The sequence below is a fragment of the Neisseria sp. P0001.S005 genome (assembly GCF_051963715.1).
This window is the reverse complement of sequence record NZ_JBQCTZ010000029.1, coordinates 13,628-29,806: the sequence shown is the minus strand read 5'-3', so window position 1 is coordinate 29,806 and position 16,179 is coordinate 13,628. Positions and strand designations below refer to the sequence as shown.

The following is a 16,179-nucleotide window of genomic DNA, read 5'->3' as shown; positions in this document are numbered from 1 at the left end:
ATCGAAGGCATGACCTGTCAGGCCTGCGCTTCGCGTATTGAAAAAGTGTTGAACAAAAAAGATTTTGTCGAATCGGCGGGGGTGAACTTTGCCAGCGAGGAGGCGCAGGTTACATTTGACGACAGCAAAACCTCCGCAGCCGACATTGCCAAAATCATTGAGAAAACCGGTTACGGCGCGAAGGAAAAGACGGAAGATACATTGCCGCAACCTGAAGCAGAACATCATATTGGCTGGAGGCTGTGGCTTTTGTTGGCCATCAATATTCCGTTTTTAATTGGCATGGCAGGCATGATGATCGGGCGGCACGATTGGATGATTCCGCCTGTATGGCAGTTTGCGCTGGCGAGCGTGGTGCAGCTTTGGCTGGCGGTGCCGTTTTACAAAAGCGCGTGGGCAAGCATTAAGGGCGGGTTGGCGAACATGGACGTGTTGGTTACCATCGGCACGGTATCGATTTACCTGTATTCCGTTTATATGCTGTTTTTCAGCCCGCACGCGGCGCACGGCATGGCACACGTGTATTTTGAAGTAGGCGTGATGGTGATCGGTTTTGTGTCGCTGGGTAAATTTTTGGAACACCGCACCAAAAAATCCAGCCTGAACAGCTTGGGCCTACTGCTGAAACTCACGCCGACCCAAGTGAACGTGCAACGCGATGGCGAATGGAAACAACTGCCCATCGACCAAGTACAAATCGGCGACCTTATCCGCGCCAATCACGGCGAACGCATTGCCGCCGACGGCATTATCGAAAGCGGCAGCGGCTGGGCGGACGAGAGCCACCTCACCGGCGAATCCAATCCCGAAGAGAAAAAGGCGGGCGGCAAAGTGTTAGCGGGCGCGCTGATGACCGAAGGCAGCGTGGTGTACCGCGCCACACAGCTCGGCAGCCAAACCCTGCTCGGCGACATGATGAACGCGCTCTCTGAAGCACAAGGCAGTAAAGCACCGATTGCGCGCGTAGCCGATAAAGCGGCGGCGGTGTTTGTGCCTGCCGTCGTAGGCATCGCGCTTTTGACCTTTATCGTTACTTGGCTGATTAAAAGCGATTGGACGGTTGCGCTGATGCATGCCGTTGCCGTTTTGGTGATTGCTTGTCCGTGCGCGCTTGGTCTGGCAACCCCTGCCGCGATTATGGTCGGCATGGGCAAGGCGGTGAAACACGGCATTTGGTTTAAAGACGCGGCGGCAATGGAAGAAGCTGCCCACGTCGATGCCGTCGTGTTGGACAAAACCGGCACGCTGACCGAAGGCAGGCCGCAGGTTGCCGCCGTTTATTGTGTTCCCGACAGCGGCTTTGACGAAGACGATTTGTATTGCATCGCCGCTGCCGTCGAACAAAACGCCGCTCATCCGCTTGCCCGAGCCATCGTTTCCGCCGCCCAAGAGCGCGGCTTGGAGATTCCCACCGCACAAAACGCACAAACCGTTGTCGGCGCAGGCATTACCGCCGAAGTGGAAGGCGTGGGTTTGCTGAAAGCAGGCAAAGCCGAATTTGCCGAACTGACCTTGCCGAAGTTTTCAGACGGCGTTTGGGATATTGCAAGCATTGTTGCAGTCTCAGTTGACAACAAACCTATCGGCGCATTCGCACTTGCCGACGCATTGAAAGCCGATACCGCCGAAGCCATAGGCCGTCTGAAAAAACACAATATCGATGTTTACATCATGAGCGGCGATAACCAAGGCACGGTCGAATATGTCGCCAAACAGTTGGGCATCGCACACGCCTTCGGCAACATGAGTCCGCGCGACAAAGCCGCCGAAGTGCAAAAACTCAAAGCCGCCGGCAAAACCGTGGCAATGGTCGGCGACGGCATCAACGACGCGCCTGCGCTCGCTGCCGCCAACGTCAGCTTCGCTATGAAAGGCGGTGCGGACGTTGCCGAACACACCGCATCCGCCACGCTGATGCAGCATTCGGTCAACCAACTCGCCGATGCCCTGCTGGTATCGCAGGCAACTTTGAAAAACATCAAGCAAAACCTGTTTTTCGCCTTCTTCTACAATATCTTGGGCATCCCGCTCGCCGCACTCGGCTTTCTAAACCCTGTTATCGCAGGTGCGGCAATGGCAGCAAGCTCGGTTTCGGTATTGAGTAATGCCTTACGCCTGAAACGGGTGAAGATTGAGTGATAATATAAAGGCCGTCTGAAGACTGTTTTTCAGACGGCCTTTAATTCATATTTTCTGATTTTGAGACTCAAGCGGGAGTTTGTCGTATGGACATGATGTTGTTTACCAATATTGTATTGATTGTTTTATGTATTTTTACCATGTTGCTGGTGTGGTCGCGCAACTGGAAACGCAAGCAGGCGTATTTTGAGAAAATCAAAAGCAATCCGGAAAACCTCAAATGGGTTGGGCAGAATCTGACTGGTCAGGAGTGGAAGGATTTGAAAGTCGTGAGCGACCATTTTGGCCTACCCATGTTGCAGGCCAAGCAATTAATTGATTTTTATAAAAACAGTCAGCATTAATTTATGATTTAACGATAGAATTTGACTGAAGTTAAGGCCGTCTGAAATAGCACTCTTATAATAATATAAGTGATATTTCAGACGGCCTTGCTGTTGGTTCAAATAAAGGGAGGAGAACAAAAATGACCGTTTACTTAATCGGCGATTCCGTTCGGCTTACATCGGAGCCTTACACACGCGCCGCTTTGCCTGAGGCGGATATTGTTTCTCCATCGGAAAACTGCCGCTCGTCGTATGATGTGCTAGAGCATATCGGGCAATGGACAGAGGGCGCGACTGTGGGAGACATTATCCACATCAACTGCGGTTTGCACGACATCCGTCACAATCAAGGCTGTAATGAGCCGGTGGCCGATATAGAAACCTACCGCAACAACCTGACCCGAATTTTTGATTATCTGAAACAGACAGGTGCAAAAATTATTTGGGCGAGCAGCACGCCCTTTTTGGAAAGCGTACACAATATCGTCAAACCCTCGCGCCGTTATCTGGACGACTTGAAGGCCTATAACCTTGTGGCTAAGGATTTGGCAAGGCAATATGGTTTTGCCGTCAACGATTTATACAGTCTGATGTTTGGGCAGGATTTGACTGATGTGATGCTGTGTGACGGACTTCATTTCAATGAGTTCGGCAGTAAGATGATAGGCAAGGCAGTAGCCGAAGCAATATTGAAACAGATGGACTAACCCTACTTAACTCGTTTTGTCATGTTTTGGCTTTCAACGGCCTTTAAAGCTAAAGCAAAGTTCCCAATATCAGGTAATGAAGCACTAATTCTTATCAACATTTAATCTAGGAGTATGGCCATGAGCGGCGAATTAGATAAAATCAGCGGTAAAGTAAAAGAAGTGGTTGGAGACGTATCCGGCAATGCTAAACTTGAAGCTGAGGGCTTGATTCAACAAGGCGTTGGCAAAGTAAAAGAAGTGGTCGGCAACATTGAAGAAAAAGGCAGCGATGTTTTGCAAAAAGGCAAAGAAGAAGCCGAGCATTTGGTTGATGAAGCCAAAGAAAAAGCTGAAAGCTTAATTAATGATATTAAAAGAAAATTTTAATATTTAAAGAATAAAAGGCCGTCTGAAAGATTTTTCAGACGGCCTTTGTTTTATGGTTTTAAAGTTTAGGCAAACTGTTTGCCAAATTCGATAAATTCGTCTTTTTTGGCTTTGGCTTTGCCGGAGTCGATGGCTTCTTGAGCGGCTTTGACACCATCTGCCAGCGAAGCAACCACATTTCCTGCATAGAGCGCGGCAGCGGCATTAAGGACGACGATATCGCGTGCGGCACCGGCTTTGCCGTCCAACACTTCGTTCATTTTTTGCAGGGATTCTTGCGCGTTTTCGACTTTGATTTCGTCTAAATTGCGGCGGACTTCCATGCCGAAATCGGCTGGGCTGATGTCGTATTCGGTGATTTTGCCGTCTTTCAGTTCGGCAACGCGGGTTTTGCCGGTCAGCGTGATTTCATCCAAACCGCCTTCGCCGCACACAACCAAAACATGTTTGGAACCAAGCTGTTGCAATACGCGGGAAAGAATGCCGCACAAGTCGATGTGGAATACGCCCAACAGTTGGTTTGCCGCACCGGCAGGGTTGGTCAGCGGGCCCAAGATATTGAAGATGCTGCGGAAGCCGAGCGAGCGGCGGACTGGGGCAACATAGCGCATGGCGCTGTGATGGTTGGGCGCGAACATAAAGCCGATGCCGGTTTGCTGAATGCTTTGGGCAACCTGTTCGGGGTTGAGGTTGAGGTTGGCGCCCATTTGTTCCATGACATCGGCAGCGCCGCTGGATGAAGAAACGGAGCGGCCGCCGTGTTTGGCGACTTTCGCGCCCGCTGCAGCCGCGACAAACATGGAAGTCGTGGAAATATTGAAAGTTTTGGCACCGTCGCCGCCCGTGCCGACAATATCGACCAAGTCATCGGCGTTTTCCAATGGCACTTTGGTGGCAAATTCACGCATCACGCTGGCTGCGGCGGTAATCTCGGAAACGGTTTCAACTTTAATCCGCAGGCCGGTCAGGATGGCGGCGATTTGCTCGGGCGGAACTTGGCCGCTCATGATTTGGCGCATGAGGTCGGTCATTTCATCGTAGAAAAGTTCGTTGTTACTGATGAGGCGTTCAATCGCTTGTTGAGGGGTAATCATGATTTTTCCTTTGTTCGTGTCCGATGTGATTCAGGCCGTCTGAAAATGCGGTTTGAACACTGTCAAACACCTTTCAGACGGCCTTTCATTAAGATTTTTGCGGACGATAGTCTTTGAATTCTTCCAGGAAGTTTTTCAGCATATCGTGGCCGTGTTCGGTCAGCAGGGCTTCGGGGTGGAACTGTACGCCTTCGACGGCATATTCTTTGTGGCGTACGCCCATGATTTCGCCGTCTTCCGTCCATGCGGTAATTTCGAGGCAGTCGGGCAGGGTGGCGCGGTCGATGGCCAGGCTGTGGTAGCGCGTGCAGTTGACCGGATTGGGCAGGTCTTTAAACATGCCTGTGTCGTGATGGAAAACGGGGGAGACTTTGCCGTGCATCATCGTTTGCGCGCGCACGACATTGCCGCCGAACGCTTCGCCCATGGTTTGATGGCCAAGGCACACGCCCATGACGGGCAGCCTGCCGGCAAAGTGCTGCATGGCTGCAACAGAAATGCCTGCTTCTTTAGGGGAACAAGGGCCGGGGCCAATGACCAGATATTGCGGTTTCAGGGCTTCGATTTCTTCGATGGTGATTTCATCGTTGCAGCGAACCAAAACTTCCTGCCCCAATTCGGCAAAGTATTGGACGATGTTGTAGGTGAAGCTGTCGTAATTATCAATGAATAAAAGCATTTGCAAACCTTTAATGACATTTTGGCAGATAGGGTAAGGCCTGCCAAAAGTGTAAAAATCGTTTATGTTTGCATAATATCACAATCTTTACCTAAAGGCCGTCTGAAACGGCGGATAAGACAAAACAGCTAAAAAATGCTATGCTTTACGCTTTGAACCTAATCTGTTTGAAGTGATGAAAAAGTATCTTATCCCGACTGCCGCCATTGTTGTCGCCGCTGTGCTCGGCACGCCTTATTATCTTGGTGTCAAAGCGGAAGAAAGCCTGACCGAGCAACAAAAGCTGTTGCAGGAATCCGGTTTCCTGACCGTTGAGTCCCACCAATACGATCGCGGCTGGTTCAGTTCAACCGAGACCACCGTCATCCGCCTCAAGCCGACCCTGCTTCAAAATACGCAAAAATACCTGCCGGACAATTTGAAAACCGTCCTGCAAGAGCCGATTACGGTCATCAACCACGTGACACACGGCCCGTTTGCCGGCGGTTTCGGCACTCGCGCCCATGTGGAAACCGAGTTCCAATACCATCCGGAAACCAAAAAAGTTTTGGACCGCTTCTTCGGTCAGCAAACGCCGTTGACCATGACCAATACGGTTTACCTTTCCGGCGACGGCAAACTCAGCCTCAATATCCCCGCCTTCGACTATGAAGAGCTCTCCGGTATCAAGCTCAACTGGAAAGGCTTTAGCGGCAATACCGATTACAGCCAAGGCTTCAAAAGCTATCGCCACGATTACCTTGCGCCGTCTTTACAAGTCAAATTGGCCGATAAAGGCGATGTGTCTTTGGAAAACCTGCGCTTCCAATCCGAAACGGAAGACGGCCTGACCAAACTTTCTTTGGGCAAGAGCAGCATTACGCTGGATAAATTCCTGCTGCAATGGAAAGAAAACATCGATTACAACGTTAAGTTGAACGAACTGGTCAACCTTGTGACCAACCTGCAAATCGGTGCATTCATCAATCCAACCGGCACGATTGCTCCGTCTAAAATCGAAGTCAGCAAACTGCGTTTCGATACGCAGACCGGCGAAGTCGATAAATTCATCAACAGCGAAGGCCGCTTCCAATTTGAAAGCCTGACCTATGGCGAAGATAAATACGGCCCTCTGGACATCAATGTTGCTGCCGAGCATTTGGATGCCGCATCACTTCTGGCATTGAAAAACAAAATTGCCGAAGTGTCCGTGAAGAAAATGAGCGAAGAAGAAATCCAGGCTTCCTTGATTCAGACGGCCAAAAACGAGGCTTCAGGCCTGTTTACCAACAATCCGGTTTTGAACGTCAAAACCTTCAAATTCACTATGCCTCATGGCGATGTCGATGTCAGCGGCAAGCTTGCGTTTAAAGGTTTGGCCGCCAAAGACCTCAACAACTTGGGCGATATGCTGAAGAAAACCGAAGCCGACTTCAACATGAGCGTACCGCAAAAATTGTTGGAGCAGCTCGCCGTCAACCAAGCAAGCAGCCTGTTTAGCGTTAATACCGAAGATGAAGCCGCAGGCCGCGCCAGCATCGACGATATCAACGAAACCTTGCGCCTGATGGTGGATAGCACCATTAAAAGCATGGCAAGCGAGAAATATCTGACCTTAGAAGACAATAATGTCAAAACCCATCTGACTCTGCAAAACAGCGAGTTGAAATTAAACGGAAAAGTCCTGCAAAGCGACCCAGAACCTGAGTTTGACGAAGCAGACTTTCCCAATAACTAATCCTCAATCACACAAACAGCGGTTTTAACTTCCCAGAAGTTAAAACCGCAAATCAACCCACAATCAAAAAGGAAACCCATGTTCCGTACCATGCTCGGCGGCAAAATCCACCGTGCCACCGTTACCGAAGCCGACCTCAACTACGTCGGCAGCATTACCGTTGACCAAGACCTGCTGGATGCGGCAGGTATTTGCGTTAACGAAAAAGTCGCCATCGTCAACAATAACAACGGCGAACGCCTTGAAACCTACACCATCCCCGGCGAACGCGGCAGTGGTGTCGTTTGTCTCAATGGCGCGGCCGCGCGTTTGGTTCAAAAAGGCGACATCGTGATTATCATGTCTTACGTTATGTTGTCCGAACCCGAAATTGCAGCGCATGAGCCGAAAGTCGTCCTCGTCGATGAGAACAATAAAATCCGCGACGTGATTTCTTATGAGCCGCCGCACACCGTGTTGTAATATTCAAACAAAGGCCGTCTGAAACGTTTCAGACGGCCTGTTTCCCAAATTCAACTTATCTGAAAGGCTTTCCCGTGAATATCCAAATCAACAACATCACCGTCAGCAACGATGCGCCCTTTACCCTTTTCGGCGGCATCAATGTCCTTGAAGACCTCGACTCTACGCTGAAAGCCTGTGATCAATACGTTAAAGTAACCGATAAACTCGGCATCCCTTACGTGTTTAAAGCCTCTTTCGACAAGGCAAACCGCTCTTCTATTCACTCTTTCCGCGGTGTGGGTTTGGACGAAGGCATGAAGATTTTTCAAGCGGTGAAACGCGAGTTTAACGTTCCCGTGATTACCGACGTTCACGAGCCTTACCAATGCCAACCGGTTGCTGAAGTCTGCGATGTCATCCAGCTGCCTGCCTTTTTGGCGCGCCAAACCGATTTGGTGGTGGCAATGGCGAGAACCGGCAATGTCATCAACATCAAAAAACCGCAATTCCTCAGCCCGTCTCAAATGAAAAACATTGTGGAGAAATTCCAAGAAGCAGGCAACGAGCAAATCATTTTGTGCGAACGCGGTGCAAACTTCGGCTACGACAACTTGGTAGTGGATATGCTCGGCTTTAGTGTGATGAAAAAAACGTGTAACAACCTGCCCGTTATTTTTGACGTCACCCATTCCCTGCAAACGCGCGAATCTGGTGCCGCCGCATCAGGCGGACGTCGCGCCCAAGTATTGGACTTGGCACTTGCCGGTATGGCAACCCGATTGGCCGGTTTGTTCCTTGAATCTCATGCCAATCCCGACCAAGCCAAATGCGATGGACCAAGCGCATTGCCGCTTGCCCAATTGGAAGACTTCCTGACCCGTGTTAAAGCGATTGATGAAACCGTGAAATCGTTTGCACCTATGGATATTCGTTAAGGGCGAATAGTTGAAAGGCCGTCTGAAAGCATTTTCAGACGGCCTTTTTATCGGCGTTACTGTCCGCGTAAAAACAACGCATCCAATTCTTTTAAAGTCAGTTTGACCCAAGTCGGACGACCGTGGTTGCACTGGTTGCTGCGCGGGGTGTTTTCCATATCGCGCAGGAGCGCATTCATTTCTGGCAGCGTAAGCTGGCGGCCGGCGCGGACTGAGCCGTGGCAGGACATGGTGGCAAGGATGTGGTTTTCGTGTTCTTCGATGGTTTGGCTGCTGCCGACTTGGGCGAGTTCGCCCAATACATCTTTGGCCAGCGAAACGACGTCGGCTTTACCGAGCATGGCAGGAACTGCGCGGACGGCAAGGGTATTGCCGCCCATGTCGGACAATTCCAAGCCAAAGCCTGTCAGCATTTCGGCATGATCGGCAAGGGCGGCGCATTCTTCGTGGGACGCGGCAAAGGTTACGGGAATAAGCAGGCGCTGGCTTTGCAGGTTGCCGTTTTCCTGACGTTGGCGTTTCATTTTCTCGTAGTTGACGCGTTCGGCAGCAGCGTGCATATCTATGAGCAACAGGCTGTCTTCTGCTTGGGCAAGAATGTAGATGCCAAGTAATTGGGCAATAGCAAAACCGAGCGGCGGCAGTTCGGATTGTGATGGAAGGCCGTCTGAAAGCGGCGTATCTGTTTTGGGAGTAGGCATTTCAGACGGCATATTGCCGAAACGTGCCTGTTCGAATTGGCTCAACTCAAGGTCGATGTCGTCGGTTTTTTTGTAGAGCTCGGCATAAGTATTCATGGCCGCGCGGCTTTCTCGTAGGGACAGGCTGCGTTGTTGCGGTGTACGCGCGGCTTGGTAAGGCATAGGCGCGGTTTTGCCTGATGAACCAAAGGCATTGCGTGTATCGGGTTTGTTGCCCGTCGGGTAGTTAGATGCGCTATCAAACAGATTTTCGCTGTCGTTTTCAGACGGCATTGGGGTGGAGACAACGCCGGTAATGTCATGCAACACTTCGCCTGCGTTGCTGACGCTTTCGGTCAAGTCGGCGCGCGTGTCGGCAAGGGCTTTGTTGAGCGTGTGGAACACGAGTTGGTGTACTTGTTGGCTGTCACGGAAGCGGATTTCGGTTTTGGTCGGGTGGACGTTGACATCCACGGCTTCGGGCGGCAGGTCGAGGAAGAGGACGAAAGCAGGCGTCAGCGCGTTGTGCAATACGTCGCGGTATGCCTGCTTGACGGCATGGAGCATGACTTTGTCGCGGACAAAACGATGGTTGACGAAGCAGTATTGTTTGTCGGTTTTGCCTTTGGCAAAAGTCGGCTTGGCAATCGCGCCATAGAGCCGCAATGCGCCATTGCCGCTGTCAATTTCCAATGAGGCCGTCTGAAAATCATCGCCGACAATGGCGGCGATACGTTCATGCAGGCTTTGTGCAGAAAGTTTGAACACTTGTTTGCCGTCGCGTTTGAGTGAGAAGGCAATGTGCGGATGCGCCAGCGCAAGGCGTTCGAGCATGGTGGCGCAGTGGGCGTATTCGGTGTTTTCGGATTTGAGGAACTTGCGCCGCGCAGGGGTATTGAAGAAGAGTTCGGCAGCTTCGATGGTGGTGCCGACGGGGTGGGCGGCGGCGGTGGGGCTGCTGAGTTTGCCGTCTTCTGCTTTGACTTGGGTCGCGTGTGAACTGTCTTCTTGACGGCTGGTCAGGGTCAGGCGGCTGACTGAGGCGATACTGGCCAAACCTTCGCCACGAAAGCCCATACTGGCAACGTGTTCCAAATCGTTTAAGGTTTTGATTTTGCTGGTGGCGTGGCGGTGGAGCGCAAGCTCGATGTCGTCTGAGTGGATGCCGCTGCCGTTGTCGCTGACGCGAATCAGGCGGATACCGCCGCCGGCCAGCTCGACATCAATCGCTGTCGCGCCTGCGTCGATACTGTTTTCAACGATTTCTTTCAGAGCGTTGGCAGGGCGTTCAACCACTTCGCCGGCGGCGATTTGGTTGACAAGATGGTCGGGCAGTGCGGCAATTCGGGACATCGGTTTCTTTCAAAAAAGCAACGGCGGAAGGGAAAATTACAGGTATTTGCGCATCAATTCGCATTCGACGCGGACGGTTTTGTTCAGCTGCAACACGGCAGTACCGAGCGATTCATAACGATTGAGGCGATAGAAAGGTACGGAATTGAGCGAGGCATACAGTTTGAGAAAGCTGAGGCCTGCATTTCGTGCCATTTCTTCGGCGCGGCTGAGCAGGGCCGTACCCAAGCCGAGATTGTGGAAGAGCGGATGGACGTATAAGGCGTCCAGTTGCGCTTCTTTGAAATCGACTTGGAAGAAGCCTTGAATCAGCCCTTTGTATTCGACCACCCACAAGGCTTTGTTTTTATCGGAGATGGTTTCCAAATAGCTGTTGATGTCGAGCAGACTTTCCCATGTGTGCATAATAGTTTCATCATAACAGCGAATGCAGGCGTATTGAACGGCATGCAGATGGGCGTTGTGTATAGCTTGGCAGTCTTTTTCGGTTGCCGGACGGAGGATGGTCAGAAGGCTCATGGCGGATGGTCGGAAAAATTGATTTCAGACGGCCTTTTGCAATCAAAGGCCGTCTGAAAAAGTGGGTAAGGTTACAGGCTTTGATGTAAGGTTTGTGCGGTTTGGAACGCGTTGTCCGCATCGTTGGCCAAGACGGTAAAGTGGCCCATTTTGCGACCTTTCCGCGCGGCTTTTTTGCCGTATAGGTGCAGGTGTGCATTCGGACTGCTTTGCAGCGGCAGCCAATTCGGTTCGCCGCCGTCTTCCTGCCAAACGTCGCCCAAAATATTCGCCATGCAGCATGAAGAAAGCAGCTTGGTATCGGCGGGCGGCAGGTTGCACATAATGCGTACCTGCTGCTGGAACTGGTCTGCTGCACAGGCATCCAGCGTATGGTGGCCGGAATTGTGCGGGCGCGGGGCGATTTCGTTGACGACCAATTCATGCGTGTCGCCGACGACGAATATTTCCACAGCCAACACGCCGACATAATCCAATTCGTCCGCCAAGCGTTGCGCCATCTGCCGCGCCTGTTGTTGCACGTCGGCACTCAGCCGCGCAGGAACGATGGAATAGGCGAGGATGCCGTTTTCGTGGATGTTTTCGGCCGGGTCGAAGGTTTGCACGTTTTCATCGTTCAGACGACATACGATCACGGAAATCTCGCCGCGCAAATCCACCATTTTTTCCAAAACGCAATCCACGCCGCCGTGTTCGGCAAACGCGGCTTTGAGTTCGTCCACCGTTTTAACGCGGATTTGACCTTTGCCGTCGTAGCCCAAAGTCGCCGTTTTCAAGATACCGGGCAGAAATTGCGCGCTTTCTTCGCTGATGTCGCCTGAACGGCAAATCGCTTGATACGGCGCAGTTTGCAATCCCGCTTTGCGTATCCACGCTTTTTCCTGAATGCGGTTTTGCGCGATGGCAACACAGTCGCCTCTGGGGGAAACGTTGGTATGCTTTGCCAGAAAGCGCATCGCGTCGGCATTGACGTTTTCAAATTCAGTGGTAACCGCGGAGCATTTTGCCAACTCGTCCAAAGCGGCTTGGTCGTCAAACGGCGCGCACAAATGGCGGTCGGCAAATTCTGCCGCCGGCGCGTTCGGATCGGGGTCGAGAACGGTTACTTTGTAGCCCATGGTTTTGGCGGCAACGGTAAACATTCTGCCTAATTGGCCGCCGCCGAGGATGCCGAGCATGGCGGGAGGAAGGATGGGGGAGGTGTTCATAGCGTTTTAATTTGTCTGTGTTCTAATGTTTATTTCAGGTCGTCTGAAACCGTTAACCCGTCATTCCCGCGCAGGCGGGAATCCGGAGGGTAAATACCCTGCAATGTTTAAAGATTTCTGAAACCTAAGAGTCTGGATTCCGGCCTGCGCGGGAATGACGAAATTCAAGTGGTACCAAGGTTAAATTACATGTTTATGGAAATGATGGTTATTTAATAATTTCAAACCATAAATCCTGCCAACCTGGATTTTTCTCTTCAATAAGGCGCAGCTTCCATTGCCGATTCCATTTTTTCAATTGCTTTTCCCTGGTAATGGCGTGTTCCATCGTGGAATGCAGTTCATACCAAACCAACATGGTTAGATGATGCTGATTTGTAAATCCTTGCGCCAAATGTTCTCTATGTTGGTAAACACGTTGGATAAGATTGGATGTTACACCGATATACAGCGTTCCGTTTCGTTGGCTGGCGAGTACGTAAACGGCAGGTTGCATCATGTTTCCGCAAAAAACTTTAATCCGTCATTCCCGCGCAGGCGGGAATCCAAGCCTCAATCTTTCAGAAATCTTTAGAGATTCCCGTAATTTCAAATTTCTGGATTCCCGCCTGCGCGGGAATGACGCGGTAAAGGTAACTGTTCTAATCAAACGATTGCTGCTTATTGTTTGGATTTTCAGACGGCCTGTTGATTCCTTAAAGGCCGTCTGAAAACTCCAAGTCTACCTATCTAACCCCTCCCGCACCATCTGCGCCGCCCTGACCACTGCTCGGGCTTTGTTCTGAGTTTCCTGCCATTCTGAGTTCGGATCGGAGTCGGCGACGATGCCTGCACCGCTTTGGACGTATAGCGTGTTGTTTTTCACCACGGCGGTGCGGATGGCAATCGCCAAATCCATGTCGTTGTTGAAGCCCCATACGCCGACGGCGCCGCCGTAGATGCCGCGTTTGCTGGGTTCGACTTCTTCGATGATTTCCATGGCGCGGACTTTGGGTGCGCCGGAAAGTGTGCCGGCGGGGAACGTGGCGGCGAGGATGTCCATGTTGGTAACGTCCTCTTTCAGACGGCCTTCGACGTTGGAAACGATGTGCATCACATGGGAGTATTTTTCAATCACCATTTTATCGGTTACTTTGACTTCGCCTGTTTTGCTGATGCGGCCGACATCGTTGCGCCCTAAATCGATGAGCATGACGTGTTCGGCGATTTCTTTGGCGTCGCTTAATAAGTCCTGCTCGTTGGCAAGGTCTTCGGCGGGGGTTTTGCCGCGCAGGCGCGTACCGGCGATGGGGCGGACGATGACGTCGCCGCGTTCGCGGCGGACGAGGATTTCAGGCGAGGAGCCGACGATGTGGAAATCACCGAAATCGTAGTAAAAGAGGTAAGGCGAAGGGTTGAGCGTGCGCAGGGCGCGGTAGAGGGCGAGCGGGCTGTCGGTAAATTCCATGCTCATGCGCTGGCTGGGGACTACCTGCATACAGTCGCCTGCGAAGATGTAGTCTTTGATTTTATCGACACAGGCTTTGAACGGCTCTTCGCCGAATTCGCTGACGGTTTGGGTGTGTTTGCTGCCGAGCGAGAGCGGGATGGCGCAGCTTTGGCGCAGCTGGGTGCGGATGTCTTCGAGGCGTTCGCGGGCGCGTTCGTAGCCGTCGGGCTGCGAGGGATCGGCGTAAACGATGAGGTGGATTTTGCCGCTCAAATTGTCGATAACCGCCAATTCTTGCGACAACATCAGCAAAATATCGGGCGTGCCGAGCGGGTCGGCTTTGACGGTGTTTTTCAGGCGGTGGGCGAAGTGTTCGAAATTGTAGATGGTTTCGTAACCGAAGTAGCCGACCAGTCCGCCGGTAAAGCGCGGCAGGCTTGGGATTTCGGGCGTTTTGAAGCGGTTGTGGAAGGCTTCGATAAAGGGCAGCGGATTGCCGTTGTGTTGTTCAACGATTTCGCCGTTTTGGTAAACATCGACGTGTTTGCCACTGACTTTGAGATAGTGGCTGCAAGGCAGGCCGATAAAGGAATAACGGCCGAAACGTTCGCCGCCGACAACGGATTCGAGCAGGTAGGTGAAAGGCTTGTTGGCGAGTTTGAGGTAGATTGAGAGCGGTGTGTCCAAGTCGGCAAGCAGCTCTTGAACGAGTGGAATGCGGTTGTAACCTTGTGCGGCTTGGGCTTGGTATTCTTGTTTGCTGATCATCTTGATAAGTCTTTCAGACGGCCTGTTTTAGGGTGTTAAATCGTGTGAAGAGTATAGCATTTTATTGGGATTGTTGACAGTCTGAGCGTTATGTTAGATATGGAAAACGCCGTCTGAAAAAGACGGCGCGAGGTATTAGGCAAGGGTATTGGCGATTTTGTTTTTCCGGCTTCGTTTCCACTTGAAGATATAAGCGGCAACAACGGGAATCAGGGCGATAATGGATTTGAATGTCCAGCCTGAATACCATGTGCCTTCGGGAACATCGCTTGCAAGCCAAGTGAAGTACGGCCACCAGCAGGCAACCAGGCTGCCGAGGAACAGCGGCCAAATATGACGGCTTAAGTTACGTTGCCATAAAAGGAAACAGATGGCTGCCCAAACGAAAGTCAGTACGGTAATCAGGAGAATGGTGTAGGCATCTGAAATCAGGATGGCGGCAAAGTAGTAGCTGAGTGCGACCCATAATAGGGCAAGTATCAAGACGATGATTTCTTCCGGGCGTTTAAACATGATTTCTCTCTTTTGTAAGACTGGCAATGCGTTAATACTATACCCTAAACAAGAAGCGATGATAAGAGTCTTTCAGACGGCCTTGTAGTCAGGTTTGCTATAATTGAGTGCAATCAATTTTTTGGAAAGGATAAACCATGACGGCAAACTTTCAAGAAACGCTGAAGGCTTTGGGCAAACAGGCGAAAAAGGAAGCTGCGGAGCGAGAAGTCGAAGCGAAGGCTAAAAAGCAGGTAGAGGATGTAGATTTCAGCAAGGCGGTTGGTAAGGTTACACCGTTGAAAAATGCGGGTAACTATTATGAACAGCCCCGTGATAAATCACCTATCAAGCCACGACCTAAAGAAATGGCGACTTTGGAGCAGGAAGATTATTTTTATGTGGGCAGCGGCGGCTGGGAAGAGCCGCCGGCTTCGTTCAGTAAAAACGGGCAGGGTAAAAATGATTTGATGCGTTTGCGAAATGGTCATTATCCTGTTGTGGCTGATGTGGATTTGCATGGCTATACGCAGGAAGAAGCGCAGCAGGTATTGAACGAGTTTATTGAGTTTACGAAAAAACGCGGTGTTTGCGGCGAGATTGTCCACGGCAGCGGCTTGGGTTCCGCAGGCTATAAACCGGTTTTAAAAAATATGACGCGCCGCTGGTTGATGCAGCATCCTGATGTGTTGGCTTATGTCGAGCCCCGACAAGGCAATGATGGCGCAGTCAGGATCTTGTTGAAACGCCAACGCCGAGACGATGATTGGAAACAGTAAAATAAAAAAAGCAGTGTCGATAAAATGACACTGCTTTTTTATGTTTGTCAGATTAAGAAGATTTCTTTTTGGAAACCGATTCGCAACCTTTGCCATTGGTCATTGTAGTTTTGGAATCTTTGGCAGAGTCAATATCAGTGCATTTGTAAGCATTGCCCAAACTATCCATCCAAACGGAAAGGGTATAGCCTGTTTTGATGGGAATGGCTTTCAAACGATAGGCTCGGCTTGTACTGGTATCAATCATTTCGGCAGAGTATTTATATTTGTCTGCCAAATCTTTATGGCCTTTGTATGAGGAAATAAAGTCATCCAACTGAGTTTTAATCTCATCAGTTTTCCACTTTGGATTTTTAACCATCTGGTTTTTAAAAGCAGAATTGATGGCGACTAACTCGGCATGCGCTTGTGATTGGTAGCCGCGTTCAATGTAGCGGTTGTAAGAGGGAATGGCAATGACGCTCAGGATGGCTAAGATGGCGACAGCAATCATCATCTCAACCAGCGTAAAGCCTAGTTGTTTGGTAGAGGTGGTATTCAT

At 50.9% G+C, this 16,179-nt stretch carries 17 protein-coding genes; 8 read left to right on the top strand and 9 right to left on the bottom strand.

The genetic code is table 11. The features are described from left to right. The 4 genes from ACTHSP_RS06180 to ACTHSP_RS06165 form a co-directional block, all read left to right on the top strand. A partial coding sequence (locus tag ACTHSP_RS06180; protein WP_440345816.1) for a heavy metal translocating P-type ATPase occupies positions 1-2,139 on the top strand: 2,139 nt, incomplete at its 5' end. 86 nt (positions 2,140-2,225) lie between these two features. Further along, entirely contained in the window at positions 2,226-2,483 is a 258-nt protein-coding gene (locus ACTHSP_RS06175; RefSeq protein WP_440345815.1) for a hypothetical protein, read from the top strand. A gap of 122 nt (positions 2,484-2,605) precedes the next feature. Beyond that, a complete protein-coding gene (locus ACTHSP_RS06170; protein ID WP_440345814.1) occupies positions 2,606-3,172 on the top strand; it encodes an SGNH/GDSL hydrolase family protein in 567 nt (188 codons plus the stop codon). 120 nt (positions 3,173-3,292) lie between these two features. Continuing rightward, on the top strand, positions 3,293-3,541 hold the full coding sequence (locus ACTHSP_RS06165) for a CsbD family protein (RefSeq protein ID WP_049351346.1): 249 nt from the start codon (positions 3,293-3,295) through the stop codon (positions 3,539-3,541). Between the two features lie 65 nt (positions 3,542-3,606). Here the strand turns inward: ACTHSP_RS06165 and trpD are convergent, their stop codons facing one another. Both trpD and ACTHSP_RS06155 read right to left on the bottom strand, forming a co-directional pair. After that, the gene (trpD, locus tag ACTHSP_RS06160; protein ID WP_049351345.1) at positions 3,607-4,635 is read right to left on the bottom strand and encodes an anthranilate phosphoribosyltransferase; all 1,029 of its coding nucleotides are present in this window, start codon (positions 4,633-4,635) and stop codon (positions 3,607-3,609) included. A gap of 88 nt (positions 4,636-4,723) precedes the next feature. Next, the gene (locus ACTHSP_RS06155) at positions 4,724-5,314 is read right to left on the bottom strand and encodes an aminodeoxychorismate/anthranilate synthase component II (RefSeq protein ID WP_440345813.1); all 591 of its coding nucleotides are present in this window, start codon (positions 5,312-5,314) and stop codon (positions 4,724-4,726) included. A 175-nt stretch (positions 5,315-5,489) separates the two neighbouring features. Here ACTHSP_RS06155 and ACTHSP_RS06150 point away from each other — a divergent pair, with 175 nt between their 5' ends. The 3 genes from ACTHSP_RS06150 (at position 5,490) to kdsA (ending at position 8,410) form a co-directional block, all read left to right on the top strand. Then, positions 5,490-7,031 (top strand): YdgA family protein, encoded by a 1,542-nt coding sequence (locus tag ACTHSP_RS06150; protein ID WP_049351547.1) that lies wholly within the window; start codon positions 5,490-5,492, stop codon positions 7,029-7,031. 78 nt (positions 7,032-7,109) lie between these two features. Next, positions 7,110-7,493 carry an aspartate 1-decarboxylase gene (gene panD, locus ACTHSP_RS06145; RefSeq protein WP_003678944.1) on the top strand — a complete coding sequence of 128 codons (384 nt, stop codon included), beginning with the start codon at positions 7,110-7,112 and terminating at the stop codon, positions 7,491-7,493. Between the two features lie 74 nt (positions 7,494-7,567). Beyond that, entirely contained in the window at positions 7,568-8,410 is an 843-nt protein-coding gene (kdsA, locus tag ACTHSP_RS06140; RefSeq protein ID WP_049351548.1) for a 3-deoxy-8-phosphooctulonate synthase, read from the top strand. Between the two features lie 56 nt (positions 8,411-8,466). Here the strand turns inward: kdsA and mutL are convergent, their stop codons facing one another. The 6 genes from mutL to ACTHSP_RS06110 form a co-directional block, all read right to left on the bottom strand. Continuing rightward, positions 8,467-10,443: a DNA mismatch repair endonuclease MutL gene (mutL, locus tag ACTHSP_RS06135; RefSeq protein ID WP_440345812.1), complete on the bottom strand. Its 1,977-nt coding sequence runs from the start codon at positions 10,441-10,443 to the stop codon at positions 8,467-8,469. A 36-nt stretch (positions 10,444-10,479) separates the two neighbouring features. Continuing rightward, positions 10,480-10,962 (bottom strand): GNAT family N-acetyltransferase, encoded by a 483-nt coding sequence (locus ACTHSP_RS06130; protein WP_003683615.1) that lies wholly within the window; start codon positions 10,960-10,962, stop codon positions 10,480-10,482. Between the two features lie 71 nt (positions 10,963-11,033). Next, the gene (locus ACTHSP_RS06125; RefSeq protein ID WP_440345811.1) at positions 11,034-12,170 is read right to left on the bottom strand and encodes a 5-(carboxyamino)imidazole ribonucleotide synthase; all 1,137 of its coding nucleotides are present in this window, start codon (positions 12,168-12,170) and stop codon (positions 11,034-11,036) included. A 208-nt stretch (positions 12,171-12,378) separates the two neighbouring features. Beyond that, on the bottom strand, positions 12,379-12,666 hold the full coding sequence (locus tag ACTHSP_RS06120; RefSeq protein WP_152333220.1) for a GIY-YIG nuclease family protein: 288 nt from the start codon (positions 12,664-12,666) through the stop codon (positions 12,379-12,381). Positions 12,667-12,891: 225 nt separating this feature from the next. After that, positions 12,892-14,367 (bottom strand): anthranilate synthase component I, encoded by a 1,476-nt coding sequence (gene trpE / locus ACTHSP_RS06115; RefSeq protein WP_440345810.1) that lies wholly within the window; start codon positions 14,365-14,367, stop codon positions 12,892-12,894. A gap of 135 nt (positions 14,368-14,502) precedes the next feature. After that, positions 14,503-14,880: a membrane protein gene (locus ACTHSP_RS06110; RefSeq protein WP_049329655.1), complete on the bottom strand. Its 378-nt coding sequence runs from the start codon at positions 14,878-14,880 to the stop codon at positions 14,503-14,505. 137 nt (positions 14,881-15,017) lie between these two features. Between ACTHSP_RS06110 and ACTHSP_RS06105 the strand changes: the two genes are divergently transcribed. Then, positions 15,018-15,638, top strand: a complete 621-nt coding sequence (locus ACTHSP_RS06105) for a Smr/MutS family protein (protein WP_049329654.1) — start codon at positions 15,018-15,020, stop codon at positions 15,636-15,638. Positions 15,639-15,690: 52 nt separating this feature from the next. On the opposite strand, the gene ACTHSP_RS06100 is transcribed toward ACTHSP_RS06105, so the two are convergent. Continuing rightward, entirely contained in the window at positions 15,691-16,179 is a 489-nt protein-coding gene (locus ACTHSP_RS06100; RefSeq protein WP_049329653.1) for a PilX family type IV pilin, read from the bottom strand.